The sequence below is a fragment of the Exiguobacterium sp. s122 genome, assembly GCF_018618475.1.
Classification (GTDB): Bacteria; Bacillota; Bacilli; order Exiguobacteriales; family Exiguobacteriaceae; genus Exiguobacterium; species Exiguobacterium himgiriensis.
This window is the reverse complement of the sequence record NZ_JACSMD010000007.1, coordinates 13,211-30,550: the sequence shown is the minus strand read 5'-3', so window position 1 is coordinate 30,550 and position 17,340 is coordinate 13,211. Positions and strand designations below refer to the sequence as shown.

Genomic DNA, 17,340 nt, shown 5'->3' with positions numbered 1-17,340 from the left:
TCATTTTACCATTAATCGTGGGCATCTCGCATCCGACTTCTCCGGAAAATCGGAAACTCTTATTCCTACTATAGCGATAATTCGGCCAGTTGCGTCAACTAATAACGGGATGAGCGGTCGTTTTTCCTTCGGGACTTTTGCATCGATGAATACGCGAGCGACTTTCTTCGTTCCGACTGACAGAGTGATTCGATCTCCCGGACGTGTCGAACGGACATATAACGGTAGCTGAATTGAGTCGAGGGGAATTCCGTCTGTCCCCTCAACGCCCTCAATGGAGACGATACGGTCGCCAAATGGGATGCGTGCCGGAAGGGTATCGACGCGCACAGATGGCAAGGACACTGGGGCTGTCTGTGGCCTGAAGTAAATCCTTCCATCTTGTTTTTCTAAACGCCAACCGTTTTCGACATCATAATACCCAGTCCCGCTTCGACTTTCGTAAAGTCGTTCGATGCCTTCCGCTACTTGTACCCCAAATCGGTGGGATAGAAGCCGGCCAACGACATATCGCTCTTCTGCCGTTAACCGTGCGATCGCTTCAAGTTTCACATGAAACGCTTTCATTCCGACAGACACGTGTTGGTCCACCCAAGCTGTCATCGCGACGTAACGCTGTTGCCACATCTGCTGCTGTGCGTGCGCTGCTGTACATACATCTTTGACGAGGTTTGGCCAACACGTGCGTAGTTTCGGAATGATCAGATGACGCATTTGATTCCGTAAATAATCCGTGGTCGCATTTGTCGCATCTTCCCGCCATTCGAGATGATAGTGCTGCGCGTACGTTTTTATTTGTTTCTTTGTTTCATTTAATAGCGGTCGAACGAGTTCACCCCCACCGAACGGACGACGTTCTGGGATGCCCGTCACTTCAACGACGTTTCGATGTAGCTGAATCAATACGGTCTCGACGACATCGTCGGCATGGTGCGCCGTCATTAATTCCGGATAGCCATGCTCCCGCATCACCGTCTCAAAAAATGCATATCGTGCCTTCCGATACGCTGCTTGTGACGCTTTTTCGACGGTTAGCCGTTTTCCATGGAACGGCACGTTATATTGATGAGCGAGTCGTTCGACGAAAAGATACTCTTCGTTTGAAGCGAGACGTTGCCCGTGATGAACGTGCGCAATCGCGACGTCATGACCCTGCTGCACCATCCGATGAAGCAACACCACTGAATCCAATCCACCCGATACGGCAACCAATACGTTCGGCATCGTTCTTCCTCCTCGAGATAACAAAAAAAGCCACCTCAGATGAGATGACTTGTTCGCTTAGGTAAGTGACCCGTACGGGATTCGAACCCGTGTTACCGCCGTGAAAGGGCGGTGTCTTAACCGCTTGACCAACGGGCCTAAATAAAATGGTAGCGGCGGAGGGAGTCGAACCCACGACCTCACGGGTATGAACCGTACGCTCTAGCCAGCTGAGCTACACCGCCATGTTATTGTTGTGTCCTAAGCACATTTTCTATAATAACCAGTCACCACATTTGTGTCAATTCTTTTTTAAAAGTTTTTTATAAAAAGAATCGTGCATAGTGTCGTCTTTCCCACTATACACGATTTCCTGTTCATTTTACATCATGCTTCTGCTGTCACGCCTCGATATTTTTTCTTCCACGCAATTCTAAAATAACTCCATAGAAGTCCAAAACAAGCAAGTGAGGCGAAGGCTAGATAAGTTGTTGCCGACTGTAAATATTGAATGCCGTCATTCGAGAGAATCTCTTTGTATCCCGCGACCGTATATGTCATCGGCAAGAGCGTGTTAAATGGTTGAAGTGCGCTTGGAATCAACTCAAGCGGGAACGTTCCGGCCGACGTCGTCAATTGCAAAATGAGCAAGACGATGGCGACGAAACGACCTGGGTTGCCAAGTGTCGTCACGAGTAATTGCACGATTAATAAAAACGTGATGCTAACGAGCCAACTGAATCCGAAGAAGCGAAGCGGCGCTTCCACTTCTAGACCAAGGAGTTGAATCATCGCGACGTTCAAGACGAGCGCTTGCACGAATCCAACGACAACGAGCACTCCGGATTTAGAAAGGAGCCAAGATAGACTGCGCTTCGGTTTCCCGGCTGGATCGTATAACGGATATACAATCGACAACAATAGCGCTCCGACGAAAAGACCGAGTGACATGAAGTACGGCGCAAAACCAGTCCCATAGTTCGGTACTTTATGAATCGACTCATTGACAATCGTGACCGGTCCGGCCATCATATCGACGTTCTCGTCTCCAAGCTCGATGGACGCCTGCTCCGCACCTTCGGCCAATGCGTCACGTAGCGTGACGTTTCCTGATTCCAGTTCAGACAAGCCGTCTCTCAATTCACTGCTTCCTGACGCGACCGTCTTCCCGCCATCGGCGAGTTGCATTGCCCCATCAGTCAGCGTGCGTGTACCAGTCTCTGCGTCTTTCGCACCGGCGGCGAGTTTTTTACTTCCTTCTGTCAACGTGCCCGTCGCTTCCGTCAAACGTGTGCTACCAGAAGCCAATTCAGACGTTCCATCTCTCAACTGCCCTACACCCGCGTTCAACGCCGTGCTCGCTGATGCGAGCTCGTTCGAACTTGCGGCGGCTACTTTCGCTCCTTGCTCGAGTTGGGATGAACCAGTGGCGAGCGCCGTCGCCCCGTCACTCAATTTGGCTTGTCCTTGATCAAGGGTAACTAGACCAGAAGCAAGTTCATTCGCCCCCGCTTCCGCTTTCGTCAAACCGGCATCGAGTGCGGTTTGCCCATCTCGAATGCGGCTTGCTCCTAAAGCGAGCTCATCAAATCCTGCTGCTGTCGCCTGATTCCCTTCCGCAAGTCGATTGACGACTTGTTGAAGCACTTCTGGCGGAATCGATTGACCGGATTCTGCCAACGTCGAAAGTTGTTGCATCAATGCGTCTTGGCTAGCGAGTAATGTTGTTTTCATTTGACCGATGCCGTCAATTAGTTCGGTCTCTCCTGCCAAGAGTGCGGCGTTGCCTTGTTTGGCATTCGATATTCCATTCGCCAACTCACTAGATCCAGAGACGAGCTGTGCGCTACCAGCTTTCGCTTGGTTGAGTCCTGCGGCTAAATCTTGCATCCCTTCGTCAAGTGACGTGGTACCCGCATGCAATTCTGCTAATTTTGACGCGAACGTGGTCGTCCCTTCGACGAGTCGATTCGTCCCGTCTGAGAGGGCGGACGCTCCTTCGTCCACACGTCGTGCCCCGTCTGAGAGGGCCGCACTTCCTTCATACACTTGTTGACTTCCATCCGCCAAGTCGGTCGAACCGGTTGCAAGTTGGGACACACCCTCACCTAACTGCCCTGCTCCGTCTGCCAACTCTTGTTGTTTCGAAGCGAGAAGTGCAGTGCCATCGGCAAGTTCAGTCGCCCCTTTCTCGGCCGTCTTGGATCCGTCGGCGAGTTTAGCTGCCCCATCTGCCGCATCTTCAAGACCAGTTGCTGCATCTTGGATGCCATCTCGCATGGCGCTGACGTACTGTTTGGCGACCTCGGTCGATAACTCCCCTTTTACTTGCTCCATCGCCGAGCCGCCGATTTGAGCCGCTAGAAAATTATATGACTCATTCGCAATATATTTGAGCTCGAGCTGTTCAGGATTGTCCTCGAGTGCTGTCGTCGCTTTTTTTGAAAAATCTTTCGGGATTTCAATCGCCATGTAATAATCATGGTCGTTTAATCCCGATTCAGCCTCAGCTCGAGTCGTCTCGATAAAATCAAACGCCTCCGAGGTCAGAAGCTTATCGACGAGTTCATCTCCGACGGCGAGTGATGTGCCGTCGAACGTCGCCCCTTCGTCCTCGTTGACAATTGCGACAGGGAGATCCTTCATCTGACCATACGGATCCCAAAACGCCCATAAAAACATGCCCGCGTACATGAGCGGTACGAGTGCCACCGCCAAAATCGGAATCAAGACGCGAGGGTTTTTCGCGATGTTCCGCCACTCCGCTTTCCAAAGTTTCCATCCATTCATTTGTTTCTCCACCTTCACTTATAAAACATAACTATTTTTTCATGTTTCCTATTTTGCTCGCTCTTCATGAAAAAATCAACCCTTTTTAGTTATCTTTCATAACTTTAAACTAAAAAAACCACAGACGATGTTCGTCTGTGGTTCGTGCCTCTCCTACAGGAAGAGCTTAATATAATGAGTAGAAGCGAATTGGTGTTACGAAGGGTTACCCGCGCTTGGCGCCACGTCCACCGCGTTTTGAGTCGGTTTGACGTTTCAACGTTGTGAGACGCTCATCACTATCTTTCAAGAATTTGCTCATCAACGTGTCAAACGTTTCTGGTTCGCGTCGCACTTCACGACGTCCGCCACCACGTGGACCGCCACCGCGTGGGCCACCGCCGCCGCGTGGACCGCCTTGGCCTTGACCCGGGCCGCCTGGACGAGGACCGCGAGAGAAACGCTCACCGGCTGGGCGTTCAGGGCGTTCGCTCACAGGGCGATCGACCGCTTTCTTGATGGACAACCCGATTTTGCCATCGTTTTCGACGTTCAAGATTTTGACTGTGACTTCCTGGCCGACTGTGAGGACTTCGTTGATGTCTTTGACGTAAGAATCCGCCACTTCACTGATGTGGACCAAACCTGTCTTCCCGTTTGGAAGTTCTACGAACGCTCCGAAATGCGTAATCCCTGTAACCTTACCTTGTACTTTGCTTCCTACTTCAATTGACATAAAATAATGTACTCCTTTTTTGATTGATTCCCTACAATTATACGAGTCGTTTCGTCAACGGTCAACGAACCGACTTATTCCTCTGGGGAGAAGTAAAAAATAATCTCGCCATCTTTCGAGAACAACAACTCATTGCGCGCGAGGTTGGCGATATATTCTTCATCTTGTAAACGTTCGACCTGCTCCTTCAACTCTGCTTGCTCACCTTTTACTTCATTTAACTCGATTTGCGCTTCGTTTTGTTTGCGCTCTTGCTCTGAGACATAACCGACTTTCGAGAAGTAACTTTGACCGATGAGCACGATCATCAACAAAAAGAGAAGGGAAGCCGCAGCCAGGCGGCGTCGAAGATGGATACGTCGCCGGCTCTGATCTTTTTCCAGCTGTTCTCTCCGTTCATCGAGAGCCCGAATTCGCTGCTTTCGCTCTGTCGGGGTACGTCCATTCATCGAATCACCTTCCTCCTGTTCTGATACGTTCAGTATACCTTTTTTTTACGCTTCCGTACCACTGTTGACCTTTTCTTCTTTAATTAGGCGATACATTTCTTTCGCGTCTTCTTTACGGGCATGTTCTGCAATCGAATCGATGACGACCGTGACGATTTTGTTCCCGAAACGGATTTTCAGCTCGTCCCCGACTTTAACGTCGGTACTCGCTTTTGCGACTTGTCCGTTCAATTCGATTCGACCTTGATCCGCTACTTCTTTCGCTAACGTCCGGCGTTTGATTAACCGAGACACTTTCAAAAATTTATCCAACCTCATAGCCCTTGCTCCTTCGCTTCATTCCAGAGTCGATCCATCTGTTCGAGCGTCATGTCCTCGACGGAACCGTTCGCCTCGATGTATGCAAACCGTCTCTTGAATTTTTGATTCGTTCGTTCGAGCGCTTGCTCGGCGTTCAATTTATAATATCTAGCGACGTTGACGATTGAAAATAATACGTCCCCGAGCTCAGTCTCATCTTCCGGGTGTTCTCTCCACTCGCTTACTTCTTCTTCAAGTTTCGCGAACGCACCGCTCACATCATCCCATTCAAATCCAACGTGTGCAGCTTTTTTCTGCAGCTGTTCGGCTCGCATCAAACCCGGTTGTGTCATAAGTACGCCGTCTAGTTGCGATTTTCTCTTTTCCCCTTTTTCGGCCTTCTTAATCGCATTCCAGTTCGAAATCACATCATCGGCATCCGCGACCGTCACATTCCCGAAAACGTGCGGGTGTCGACGCACCATTTTCTCACTGATCGACCCGATGACGTCCCGGATATCGAAATAGCCCTCGTCCGCACCGATTTGTGCGTGAAGCATGACTTGAAGCAACACGTCCCCGAGCTCTTCGATGATGGCATCGTCGTCTTGTTCGTCAATCGCTTCAATCAATTCGTACGCTTCTTCAAGCAAATATTTGCGAAGCGACTCATGCGTCTGCTTCCGGTCCCATGGACATCCGTTTGGACCTCGGAGTGTTGCGATGATGTGGTGAAGCGTCGCAAACTCGCGAGCTAAATACGCTTCATCGGTCAACGGCGGCACGTAGAGCGTCGTCAAGTTGTCGACTTCGGCGACCCGATCCATCTCATAGAGCGGCACTTCTCGAATCTGCTCGTGTTTCGTCCCGGCCGCCGTGACGAGCTTCACGACGTGTTCATCGGGATAGCGTTCCATCAATTGAACTTTCACGTCCCCGGCGACGAAGCCGTCGTACACTTGTCCGATGAGGACGTGTTGCGTCACTTGCAACCGTTCGATATCGAGCGCGGTCGCATCGAGCAACTGAAATCCGTTGATTGGATCGATATGAAGCGCTTGGAACATCGCGTCTAAAAAGCTCTGTCCACCGAGAAACGTGACATTTGCCCCTCGTTCGACGAGCAACTCAACCGTCCGCTCGGCCACGAACGGATGACCTGGCACCGCATACGTGATGGCAAGCTCGTCGCTCTTTTCGATGAGGATGTCGACGATTCGCTCATAGACGTCTTCGAACGTTTCTGACGCTTCATAGACCGAATCAAACGACTCGAAACGCATTCCTTCCGCCTCAAGCTCGGCGACGACCGGGTGGTTTCTCGTTCGCAACCAGACGAGCGGTTGTCGTTTCAAATGTCGATACACGCCGAGTGGCAACTGTTCAAGTTCGCCGGAGCCAAGTCCGACGACCGTAATTCCAAAGCTCATATTAGTTCTCCTTTTTATCCATCAAATTGACGAAACGACTCCCTAAGGGAATCATCTCCCATTCTCCGATCGAGAGCACACGTTCACGCCATAATCGCCATGCATAGAGCCCGGCCCCGACGACGACCATCACCCCAAGCCAGACGAGGGCATCGAGACGATGGGGCATCCGATTAAGCGCTATGACGTTCAAACCAATCAAGACAATCCCCATCGGCGCGACCGTTCTAAACAGTAACGCATAATGCTTAACGCGCAGCATGCCGAGCGGAATGACCCGGTCGAGTCGGTTGAAGTTAAAGGCAGCCATCCCCAAAAACGCAAGCGAGGTCCCGACAGCCGCCCCTTCAATCCCGTAATTCGGAACGAGGACGATGTTGAGTGCAAGCTTCAATCCAATCGCGACAAGCATTCCGAGCGCAGCCGTCCGCTCCCGATCGATTGCCTGTAGACAGGTCATGCTGGCGACAGCGAGCGACGCAGCGAACGTACTCGTTGAGAGGATGATGAGCGCGAACGTTCCGTCCGCATTTTCAAATAGCGCCACGTTCAACGGTAACATTACCCCCATCAGCCCAATCGTCGCCGCAGCCGCGACAGCAGTCGTTACGCGAATCATCGAGCGAAGACCGCTCGCCGTCGCTTCAATCTGTCGAGCCCGGTAATGTCGGACAAGGCTCGGCACGTTGGCCATCCCGAGTGCAGTCGTAAACAAAATTGCAAATTGGACGAGTGGATAACCACGGTCGAACACGCCTTTACTCACTTTTGCCTCGAAGTCGCCCCCCATCAAATTGACGATTGTGAACGAGTCGACGAGTTGCATCCATAGAATACCGAGCGAGGCGAAGCCGACCGCAAAACCTGTCGTCATGATGATTCGAAACGCGGCCTGAAGCGTTTCCTGTTGGACCGGTACGAGCCGAAGCGTCAAGCCTTTCGCCCACATACCGAGGAAAAGAATGGCCACCATTCCGCCAACGAGCGTCGCCGCGTACGCATAACGGCTCAAGGCATATGCGTCGAGTCCGAAACGAACACCGATGACGAGTACAGCAAGGAGGACCGTGACACGTACGAGGTTTTCAAGTACTTGTGATAAGGCGCTCGGTTTCAAGTCGTCAACCGCTTGAAACGACCCCCTGAGCACCGCAAGCGCCGGCATGAGTAAATAACTCAGGCTGATGACGCGCAGCGTCGAGGAAAGGTTTGGGTCCCCGAGCCAATTTGCTAGGAGCGGCGCGAGCGACCACATTCCGATAACGAGCACGATGGCAAGTCCGAGTAGAATGTAAAAACTCCCCCATAACACTTCGAGTTTCCGTCTCGGTCCGTTCGCCCCGACGCCAATCTTCGCGATGACAACGGGCATCGCATACATGCCGAGCGAAGCGACGATCGCTGCGAATGGATATACCGTCTGATAGGCATACAACCCGAAATCTCCTGCAATGTTCTGATACGGGACCCGATATGCGAAGCTGATGACTTTTGTGATGTACCCTGCGAGGGCGAACAAGACGACGCCCGTCGCGAACTTACTGGACGGCCGCATGCGCCAACCTCTTCGTCAACTCTTCGAGGACCGTATCGGCGTCATTTAACAGTTCGACGACCGGCATGCGCCCGCTGAGCGAAAGCTTGAGCGCACCGTTATCTTGACCGACACCGAGTTTACGACCGAGCGGCATCGTCCACTCCATGAAGGACGGGACGTCGAGCGCTGTCGTCGACTCCATCGTCAAGACGATTTCAACACGATCTGGTACTTGTTTAATCCGAGCCACCCGCGCCATCTCCCCGTAAATACGGAGACGTGTCAATTGAATCAATAACGCGACCGGTTCCGGGAACTCCCCGAACCGCTCAATTAACTCGTCTTGAAGGGCGAATAACGCTTCCGGTGTATCCACGTATTTGAAACGTTTATACATTTCAATCTTCAGTTCGCTATCCGACAAGTAATCGTCTGGGATATACGCATCGGCTTGGAATGAGATTTCCGGTTTGAAGACGACTTGTTTCGCTTGTCCGCGCATACGGTCTTTCCGCTCTTCAATCGCTTCAGACAACATTTGCGAGTACAAGTCGAAACCGACCGAGTCAATGAAACCTGACTGCTGGGCGCCGAGCAAGTTACCGGCACCGCGAATCGACAAGTCACGCATCGCGATTTTGAAGCCGCTCCCTAGCTCGGTAAATTCTTTAATCGCCTGCAATCGGCTCTCGGCCACTTCCGTCAACCGTTTGTCTTTCCGGTACGTGAAGTAAGCGTAGGCGATTCGATTTGAACGCCCGACACGGCCGCGAAGCTGGTAAAGCTGCGACAGCCCCATCTTATCCGCGTCGTGGACGATAAGCGTGTTGACGTTCGGGATGTCGATGCCCGTCTCGATAATCGTCGTCGAGACGAGAATGTCGGCCTCGCCTTCTAAAAAACTGATGAGCTGACTTTCAAGCTCTGTCTCGGTCATCCGCCCGTGCGCCGTCGCAATGCGCGCTTCCGGCAAGAGCGCTCGAATCTCTTCGGCTTTCCGCTCGATACCTTCGACACGGTTATAGAGGAAGAACGCTTGACCGCCACGGGCGAGTTCGCGTTCGAGCGCCTCACGGAGCACGATGCCATCGTATTCCATGACGTACGTCTGGACGGGATAGCGGTTTTCCGGCGGTGTCTCGAGCACGGATAAGTCGCGAATGCCGATCATTGACATGTGTAGCGTCCGTGGGATCGGGGTCGCCGTCAACGTTAGGACGTCGATGTTTGTCTTCAACTGCTTGAGCCGCTCTTTATGCTTCACTCCGAAACGTTGCTCTTCATCGATGATGACGAGGCCGAGGTCAGCGAACGTGACGTCTTTTGACAAGACACGGTGCGTCCCGACGACGACATCGATCGTCCCTTCTTTCAAGCCTTTCTTCGTCGCTGCCATCTCGCTCTTCGAACGGAAACGGCTCATGACCGAGACGTTAATCGGAAACTCGCTGAACCGTTCGAGCATGGTCTCGTAATGTTGCTGGGCGAGGACGGTCGTCGGTACGAGGAAGGCGACTTGCTTCCCAGCGAGGACCGCTTTGAACGCAGCTCGAATCGCCACTTCCGTCTTCCCGTATCCGACGTCCCCACAAAGAAGGCGGTCCATCGGGCGCGAACGCTCCATGTCCGCTTTGATTTCCGCGATCGAGCGGACTTGGTCTTCAGTTTCGGCATATGGGAACGACGACTCGAACTGGCTCATCTCTTCGTCATCGCCCGGGAACGCATAACCGACGGACGCTTCCCGCGCCGCATAAAGTTTAATCAACTCGTCGGCGATATCTTCGACTGATTTCGCGACTTTTGATTTTACTTTCTTCCACTCCGTGCCACCGAGCTTATAAATTTTTGGCTCTTTACCTTCGGCGCCGACGTACTTTTGGACGAGGTCGATTTGGTCGACCGGAACGTACAACGCATCGTCACCGGCATAGACGAGATGCAAGTAGTCCTGGTGAATGCCGCCGACTTCGATCGTCTTAATCCCGAGGTACTTCCCAATCCCGTGGTGAATATGGACGACGTGGTCGTTTGGCTTCAGCTCTTGATAACTCTTGATGCGTTCGGCGTTCGTCAAATTCTTCGTCTGGCGCTTCCGCTTCGTGACCCGTTTGAACAACTCTTCTTCCGAGACGACGACGAGCCGGCTCGTCGAGAGTTCGAACCCACCTTCAATTTGACCGATCATGACGTGAGCGTGACGCGGCAACAGCTCGCCGTCCACATTCGTAAACGTGGACGTAATGCCGTAGTCTTCAAGTAGCGCCGCGACTTTATTGGCCCGATCCTTGTCTCCTGCGAGGAAGACGATGCGGTGGTCGCTTTGCTGCCAACGCTCGACTTCTTGCTTCAATAAATGCATTTGACCATGGAACGCCGGAAGGGGGCGACAACTGAGGTGAACGGTGTTCGCCTCTGGAATGCCAGATCGGCGTGACGGTAATAGCGAGAAGGCGACTTGTTTCAAGTCACGGAACACTTTATGCATCGGTACGGCGAGCGTGTAGTTGGAGACCGATTCTCCTCGTTCGATTAACGACGAGAACCATTCGGCTTCTTCACGGTCTTGCACATCGGCCGCATCTTCGATTCGCGCTACCTCGTCTAAAATGAGGACTGCTTCCGCACCGACGTAATCGAGGAGCGTCGCTTTATAGAGGAGTGGTGTGAATTTCCCGATTTGATTCGGGACGTCCCCTCGCTGAAGCGTCTCCATGTCGCCGGCGATCCCATCTTCGAGCGCTTGTCGAATCGTCTTCGTCTCGATGAGCGACAACGTCCGCTCATACTGCCGCTTTAACGCATCACCTGCTTTTTTCAGTTGGGTGGTCGATGCCACAAATTCCGTCGCTGGCGGGATGACGGCTTCTTTTGCCACACCAAGGGAGCGCTGGGTCTCGGCATCGAACGTAAAGACCGAGTCTACTTCCGTGTCGAATAAGTCGATGCGAAACGGTCGGGCCTCCGTAAGCGGATAGACATCGAGGATGCTACCGCGAACCGAGAATTCGCCGGGTGCCGTCACAGTCGCGGTCCGTTCATAGCCGAGGGTGACGAGTCGTTCCGCGAATGGCTTCAACTCTAACTCTTGTCCAGGTCGAATGACGTGATGACTCGCCTGCCAATCGTCTGGGCTTGGTATGAAACGGCGTAAGCCGCCGAGCGGCACGACAACGACGCCTCCCTGTTCATGAAGGAGACGCGTCCGGGCCTCGATTCGGGCCGCTAAGAGCTCTGGGCTCGATGTTAACGATAGTTCACCCGCGAGTGTCTCGTCGATTGGATAGAGCAACGCTTTGTCTGGTCCAATCAACGCCTCGAGTTGATCGTACATCTTCTGGGCCTGATACATATTGTGGGTGACGACGATGAGACGTCGTGACGTCTCTTTGGCGAGCCCTGCCAACACGAGCGCCTTCGCGCTCGTCGTCAATCCTGTCACGAGCTGACGGTCCACTTTCGGCAGCCTGTCCCGAATGATTTTCGTTTCAGGCAACGCCACCATAAATCTCTCTAGAGCGTTCATTTGTTTTCCTCCACCTCATACGACAAAAAAGGGTGCGGCGACCCTTTAGTTATATCGATTCATGAGCGCGATCCACTCGGTATCCACGAAATCGGTTGCCGCGGATACGGCTTGATCGAGCGTATCATTCAATTCTGGCATATCTTCTTTTCGATAATTCATGAGCACCCAGTCGACGACTTTCACCGGATGGGGCGGACGACCGATTCCGAGCTTCAAGCGTTTAAAGTCTTGTGTACCGAAGTGCTGAATCAATGACTTGATCCCGTTATGGCCACCCGCGCTCCCTTTTGGACGAAACCGAAGTTTGCCGGGCACCATATCGAGGTCGTCATAGATGACGAGCAAGTCGTCGAGGTCAATCTTGTAATAGTCTAAAATCGGACGAACCGATTCACCCGATAAATTCATGTACGTGAGCGGCTTGACGAGCACGACACGTTCTCCATTGATTCTTCCCGTTCCGATCAACGCTTTAAACTTCGCTTCGTTCAATTGAATGCCATGTTTTTCAGCGAGGCGATCAATCGCCAAAAAGCCGACGTTGTGGCGGGTCATCTCATATTTTTTGCCTGGATTCCCAAGCCCGACGATGCATTTCATCCGTTTCCTCCTGAACAAAAAAGCCCAAAGGCGGACGCCTTCGGGCCTCGTTTTTTAATCGAATAACGTGCTCACCGATTTGTGCTCGTGGACACGCATAATGGCTTCTCCAAGCAAACGGGCGACCGACATTTGCCTGATCTTGCTTGAACACTCACGACCTTGTAAGTCGATCGTGTTCAAGACAACAAGTTCTTTGATTGACGAGTTGTCGATGCGCTCCATCGCTGGGCCAGACAATACCGGATGCGTACATGACGCGTACACTTCTTTCGCACCGGCTTGGACAATCGCATCCGCTGCAAGTGTGATCGTTCCGGCTGTGTCGATGATGTCATCGATTAAGATGGCCGTCTTGCCTTCAACGCTGCCGACGATGTTCATTACTTCCGCCACGTTCGCTTCCGGGCGGCGTTTGTCAATGATGGCAATCGGTGCCTTCAAACGCTCGGCCAATTTACGAGCGCGTGTGACACCACCGTGATCTGGTGACACGACGACGATATCTTTTGATTTGAATTCTTCTGTCTCGAAATACGTTGAAATAAGGGGAACTCCTAACAATTGGTCTACTGGAATATTGAAGAAACCTTGAATTTGAGCAGCGTGCAAGTCCATTGTAATCAATCGCGTCGCACCCGCTACCGTGAGAAGGTCAGCTACAAGTTTTGCCGTAATCGGCTCACGCGAGCGCGCCTTACGATCTTGGCGCGCGTAGCCGTAATATGGCATAACGACGTTAATCGTACGGACCGAGGCACGTTTTAATGCGTCAATCATGACGAGCAACTCCATGAGCGTCTCGTTGACCGGCGAGCTCGTCGATTGGATGATGTACACATCGTCTCCGCGTACGCTCTCCTCGATGTTGATGTAAAGTTCTCCATCGCTGAACCGCTTCACTTGGCAATCGCTGAGTGGGATTCCGATTTCTTTTGAAATCTCTTCAGCGAGTGGGCGGTTGGAATTTAAGCTAAATAGGCGAATTTCACGTTCATATACAGTAGACATGTTTAGGATTCTCCTCCATCGTGTTCAATAGTAATTGGCAGCAACTTATCGTTTTGTGTAACCTTCTTTATTTGTTTGACGCTCACGGGCGATCGCGAGCGCCTCTTCTGGCACGTTGTCCGTAATCGTCGAGCCGGCAGCGACAATCGCCCCTTTTCCGACCGTGACGGGTGCGATCAAGTTGACGTTGCACCCGACGAACGCATCCGCTTCGACGACCGTCTCGAACTTGTTCGTTCCATCGTAGTTGACTGTGATTGACCCACAGCCGAGGTTGACGCGTTCCCCAATCGACGCATCCCCGATGTAACTAAGGTGCGAGGCTTTCGCCCCGTCCCCGAACGTCGACTTCTTGATTTCGACAAAGTTGCCGACGCGCGTGTTGGCGCCGAGTACAGCTTGTTGACGGAGGTGGGCAAACGGGCCAACTTGCGCGTTGCTACCGACACGGCTGTCACTTAAGACCGATTGGCGCACTGTCGCGCCGTCTTCGATGACGCTATCGCGGATATCTGAGTTCGGTCCGATAATACATTCCGAACCGATGACCGTTTTTCCGAGAATGACCGTACCTGGATAAATGATTGTATCTGAACCGATCGTCGCATCCGGCGAGATGTAAGTTGAAGCTGGGTCCATGAACGTGACGCCTTCTCGCATGAAGCGCTCATTCGTCCGTTTACGCATAATCGTTTCCGCTTGTGAGAGCGCGACTCGGTCGTTGACACCAATCGTCTCGTCAAATGTCGGAGCTGTGTGTGCGGCCACGACTTCGCCTGCCTCTTTTGCGATTGAGATGACGTCTGGCAAGTAATATTCGCCTTGCGCATTGTCGTTGCCGACTTGACGAAGCGCCTCGAACAACAATTCGTTGTCGAAAACGTACGTACCCGTGTTAATTTCACGGATTTCAAGTTCTGCTTCAGAAGCGTCTTTATGCTCGACGACTTTCGTCACGTTTCCGTCTTCGCCACGAATGACACGACCATATCCGGTCGCATCGTCCGCAATGGCGGTAAGGACCGTCACTTTCGCTTCTTGCGCTTCGTGATGAGCGAGTAGCGCTTCAAGCGTCTCGGCTGTCAAAAGCGGCGTGTCCCCACAGACGACAAGTGTTGCACCCGATTTTCCGGCGAGCTCCGTCTCTGCCATCTGGACGGCATGGCCCGTTCCGAGTTGCTCTTCTTGAACCGCGTATTCGACACGAGATCCGAGTGTGTCTTGTACCGCTTCAGCCCCATGGCCGACGATGACGATTTGACGACTAACCCCGATTTTGTCGAGTTGGTCGACGACATGCTCGACCATTGGTTTGCCAAGGACCGGATGAAGTACTTTATAAAGCTTCGACTTCATGCGCGTCCCTTTACCTGCTGCCAAAATGACTGCAAAACGATTCATTCTTGATTCGCTCCTATCTCAATCGACTGTAATTTTGTAGCTATAGTTCGGTTTTTCTGCATATAAATCCTATTTACACCGTTTCTACTATATCGAAACGGCGACTTCGTTTCAACCGTTGTACTGATTCGTAACCAAACGCACGCAAAAAAGCAGCGGAACGATACTTCGTTCCGCTGGCTTATTATGATTCGTGCATCTCTTCCATCTCATAGACGGCGACGTCAATCTCAGCATATGCTTCTAGTACAGCTGCCTCGACTTTTTGGCGCATATCGCCGTTAATTGGATGCGCGATATCGCGAAAGATTCCTTCTGGCGTTCGTTTGCTCGGCATGGCGACGAACAACCCGGTGCTCCCTTCGATAATCCGAAGGTCGTGGACCACGAACTCGTGATCGAGCGTGATCGAGGCGAGCGCCTTCATTCTACCTTCCGTTGTCACTTTGCGAATTTTTACGTCTGTGATCTGCATGTTTCGCATCCCCTTTTCATCGTTGTCTGTACCAAGGTGTCCTTCATAAAAGGTAAAGGTGACTTCTAGCGAACGTAACTAATTCCGTATGACTTCTATACCCTTTCATCATAAAACGAAATCAATTTTTTGCCAATCACTTTAAGAACTGTTCGACGTTTCCGCGTGAAATTGTGACGAGACCTTCGTCTGAATCCACGTTCGTCAACTTCATCAAACTGACGTATTCGCTCACCATTTTCTTTTCGGCGCCTTCCGCTTCCATGAGCACACCGACTCCAGCAAGATTGGCTTCGAATTCGTTCAACAAGCTCATCATCCCGCGAATCGTTCCCCCGGCTTTCATGAAATCGTCAATGAGTAAGACGTTCGCACCGCGTGGCAAGCTGCGACGAGCAAGTGCCATCGTCCGAATCGCTTTTGACGAGCCCGATACGTAATTGATACTCACGGTTGACCCTTCCGTCACCCGACTATCCGAGCGGACGATGACAAATGGCACACCGAGCTGTTCGGCGACTGCATACGCGAGCGGGATTCCTTTTGTCGCAATCGTCATGACGACGTCGACTTTTCGGTCTCCGAATACCGAGGCGAACACTTGCCCCATCGGCTTCACTTGACGCGGGTTACCGAGCACGTCGGTCAAATAGAGGTACCCTCCCGGAAGCAAGCGTTCCGGTTTTGACAATTGGTCACACAAGCTGTCAATCATCGAGAGCGATTTTTCTTTGCTCCAACCCGGAATGAACATGACACCACCGGCCGCCCCAGGAACGGTGACAAGCTTACCGGTACCGTCGTGGGCGAGCATTTCACTAACGATAACTAAGTCTTCACTGATTGACGACTTAGCAGCTTTATAGCGACTCGAAAACATCGACAACGAGACGAGCTGATGTGGATGGTCGAGCAAATAACGGGTCATATCGACGAGACGACCACTTCTACGGATTTTCATACGGATTCCCCTTCACTTTTCCAATAATAGACGAATGTTCTAAACAGAATATATCAGACTCATTCGTCTTTGTTCAATGTTTTTTACCGAGAATCCGAACGACGAACACTTCTGGACAGAATCCTTTCAGTCCATTATAAACGCGATGGGCTTTCTGTTCATGTTCGATGAGGGCAAACACGGTCGGACCACTCCCGCTCATGAGCACCCCGTCGGCCCCGCAGTGACGCATCGTTTCCTTGATTTGACGAACTTCTGGATGTAATTCAAGCGTGACTGCTTCGAGTGCATTGCCGAGGTGATCGCAAATCGCGTGAAAATCCCGCTCATGAATCGCTCGGACCATCGCTTCTGTATCCGGGTGGACGATTTTTTCCATATCGACGGCGCGATAGACGTCAGCTGTCGAGACCCCGATTTTCGGCTTCGCTAGGACGACATAACACGGTGGCGGTGACGGGATGAGTTCTAACTGCTCGCCCCGACCTCGTGCGACTGCTGTGCCACCCATGACGCAAAACGAGACGTCAGATCCGACCTCGGCCCCGAGCTCAGCTAAAGCCTCGAGCGACAAGCCGAGGTCGAATAGTTCATTCATTCCTCGAAGTGTAGCTGCTGCGTCACTTGACCCTCCGGCCAGTCCGGCTGCGACCGGAATATGTTTATCAAGCACGATTTCGACTCCTTGCGTGAGGCCGAACCGTTTCCGTAACAAGTCGGCCGCCCGATACGCCAAGTTCCGATGATCACTCGGCACGTAGGCGTGCTCCGATTGAATCCGAATCTCATCGGTCTCGAGGACCGTAAGTTCTAGACGATCAGACAAGTCCACCGTCGTCATGACCATTTCTACTTCATGATAGCCGTCCGTTCGCTTCCCGAGAACGTCGAGCGTCAAATTGATTTTTGCCGGCGCTTTCACACTAATCGTGCGCATAT

At 52.1% G+C, this 17,340-nt stretch carries 14 protein-coding genes and 2 tRNA genes; all 16 read right to left on the bottom strand.

The genetic code is table 11. The annotated features are described in order from the left end of the window. On the bottom strand, positions 1-1,224 hold the full coding sequence (tilS, locus tag KNP92_RS15140; RefSeq protein WP_214841965.1) for a tRNA lysidine(34) synthetase TilS: 1,224 nt from the start codon (positions 1,222-1,224) through the stop codon (positions 1-3). A 66-nt stretch (positions 1,225-1,290) separates the two neighbouring features. Continuing rightward, positions 1,291-1,362 (bottom strand) — tRNA-Glu (locus KNP92_RS15135). A gap of 9 nt (positions 1,363-1,371) precedes the next feature. Continuing rightward, positions 1,372-1,448, bottom strand: a tRNA-Met gene (locus KNP92_RS15130). 142 nt (positions 1,449-1,590) lie between these two features. Beyond that, entirely contained in the window at positions 1,591-3,993 is a 2,403-nt protein-coding gene (locus KNP92_RS15125) for a YhgE/Pip domain-containing protein (protein WP_214841955.1), read from the bottom strand. A 205-nt stretch (positions 3,994-4,198) separates the two neighbouring features. Beyond that, entirely contained in the window at positions 4,199-4,708 is a 510-nt protein-coding gene (locus KNP92_RS15120) for a S1 domain-containing RNA-binding protein (protein ID WP_034803728.1), read from the bottom strand. Between the two features lie 74 nt (positions 4,709-4,782). After that, on the bottom strand, positions 4,783-5,157 hold the full coding sequence (locus KNP92_RS15115; protein WP_214841952.1) for an FtsB family cell division protein: 375 nt from the start codon (positions 5,155-5,157) through the stop codon (positions 4,783-4,785). A 45-nt stretch (positions 5,158-5,202) separates the two neighbouring features. Then, positions 5,203-5,475 carry an RNA-binding S4 domain-containing protein gene (locus tag KNP92_RS15110; protein WP_034803723.1) on the bottom strand — a complete coding sequence of 91 codons (273 nt, stop codon included), beginning with the start codon at positions 5,473-5,475 and terminating at the stop codon, positions 5,203-5,205. Beyond that, on the bottom strand, positions 5,472-6,887 hold the full coding sequence (gene yabN / locus KNP92_RS15105; protein WP_214841948.1) for a bifunctional methyltransferase/pyrophosphohydrolase YabN: 1,416 nt from the start codon (positions 6,885-6,887) through the stop codon (positions 5,472-5,474). Before yabN ends, KNP92_RS15110 begins: the two co-directional genes overlap by 4 nt. Before the next feature lies 1 nt (position 6,888). Then, complete coding sequence (locus KNP92_RS15100) at positions 6,889-8,442, bottom strand: polysaccharide biosynthesis protein (protein WP_214841945.1); 1,554 nt, start codon at positions 8,440-8,442, stop codon at positions 6,889-6,891. Further along, the gene (mfd, locus tag KNP92_RS15095; protein WP_214841942.1) at positions 8,426-11,950 is read right to left on the bottom strand and encodes a transcription-repair coupling factor; all 3,525 of its coding nucleotides are present in this window, start codon (positions 11,948-11,950) and stop codon (positions 8,426-8,428) included. The genes KNP92_RS15100 and mfd overlap by 17 nt, the downstream gene beginning before the upstream one ends. 45 nt (positions 11,951-11,995) lie before the next feature. Next, positions 11,996-12,553, bottom strand: coding sequence for an aminoacyl-tRNA hydrolase (gene pth / locus KNP92_RS15090; RefSeq protein WP_214841938.1), 558 nt, complete (start codon positions 12,551-12,553; stop codon positions 11,996-11,998). Between the two features lie 54 nt (positions 12,554-12,607). Next, the gene (locus KNP92_RS15085) at positions 12,608-13,564 is read right to left on the bottom strand and encodes a ribose-phosphate diphosphokinase (RefSeq protein WP_214841935.1); all 957 of its coding nucleotides are present in this window, start codon (positions 13,562-13,564) and stop codon (positions 12,608-12,610) included. A 45-nt stretch (positions 13,565-13,609) separates the two neighbouring features. Beyond that, complete coding sequence (gene glmU / locus KNP92_RS15080) at positions 13,610-14,965, bottom strand: bifunctional UDP-N-acetylglucosamine diphosphorylase/glucosamine-1-phosphate N-acetyltransferase GlmU (protein WP_214841932.1); 1,356 nt, start codon at positions 14,963-14,965, stop codon at positions 13,610-13,612. Between the two features lie 184 nt (positions 14,966-15,149). Then, positions 15,150-15,440 (bottom strand): septation regulator SpoVG, encoded by a 291-nt coding sequence (gene spoVG / locus KNP92_RS15075; protein ID WP_214841929.1) that lies wholly within the window; start codon positions 15,438-15,440, stop codon positions 15,150-15,152. A gap of 136 nt (positions 15,441-15,576) precedes the next feature. After that, positions 15,577-16,401 carry a pur operon repressor gene (gene purR, locus KNP92_RS15070; RefSeq protein ID WP_214841926.1) on the bottom strand — a complete coding sequence of 275 codons (825 nt, stop codon included), beginning with the start codon at positions 16,399-16,401 and terminating at the stop codon, positions 15,577-15,579. 73 nt (positions 16,402-16,474) lie between these two features. Further along, positions 16,475-17,338, bottom strand: coding sequence for a 4-(cytidine 5'-diphospho)-2-C-methyl-D-erythritol kinase (ispE, locus tag KNP92_RS15065; protein ID WP_214841923.1), 864 nt, complete (start codon positions 17,336-17,338; stop codon positions 16,475-16,477). Positions 17,339-17,340 lie beyond the last annotated feature (2 nt).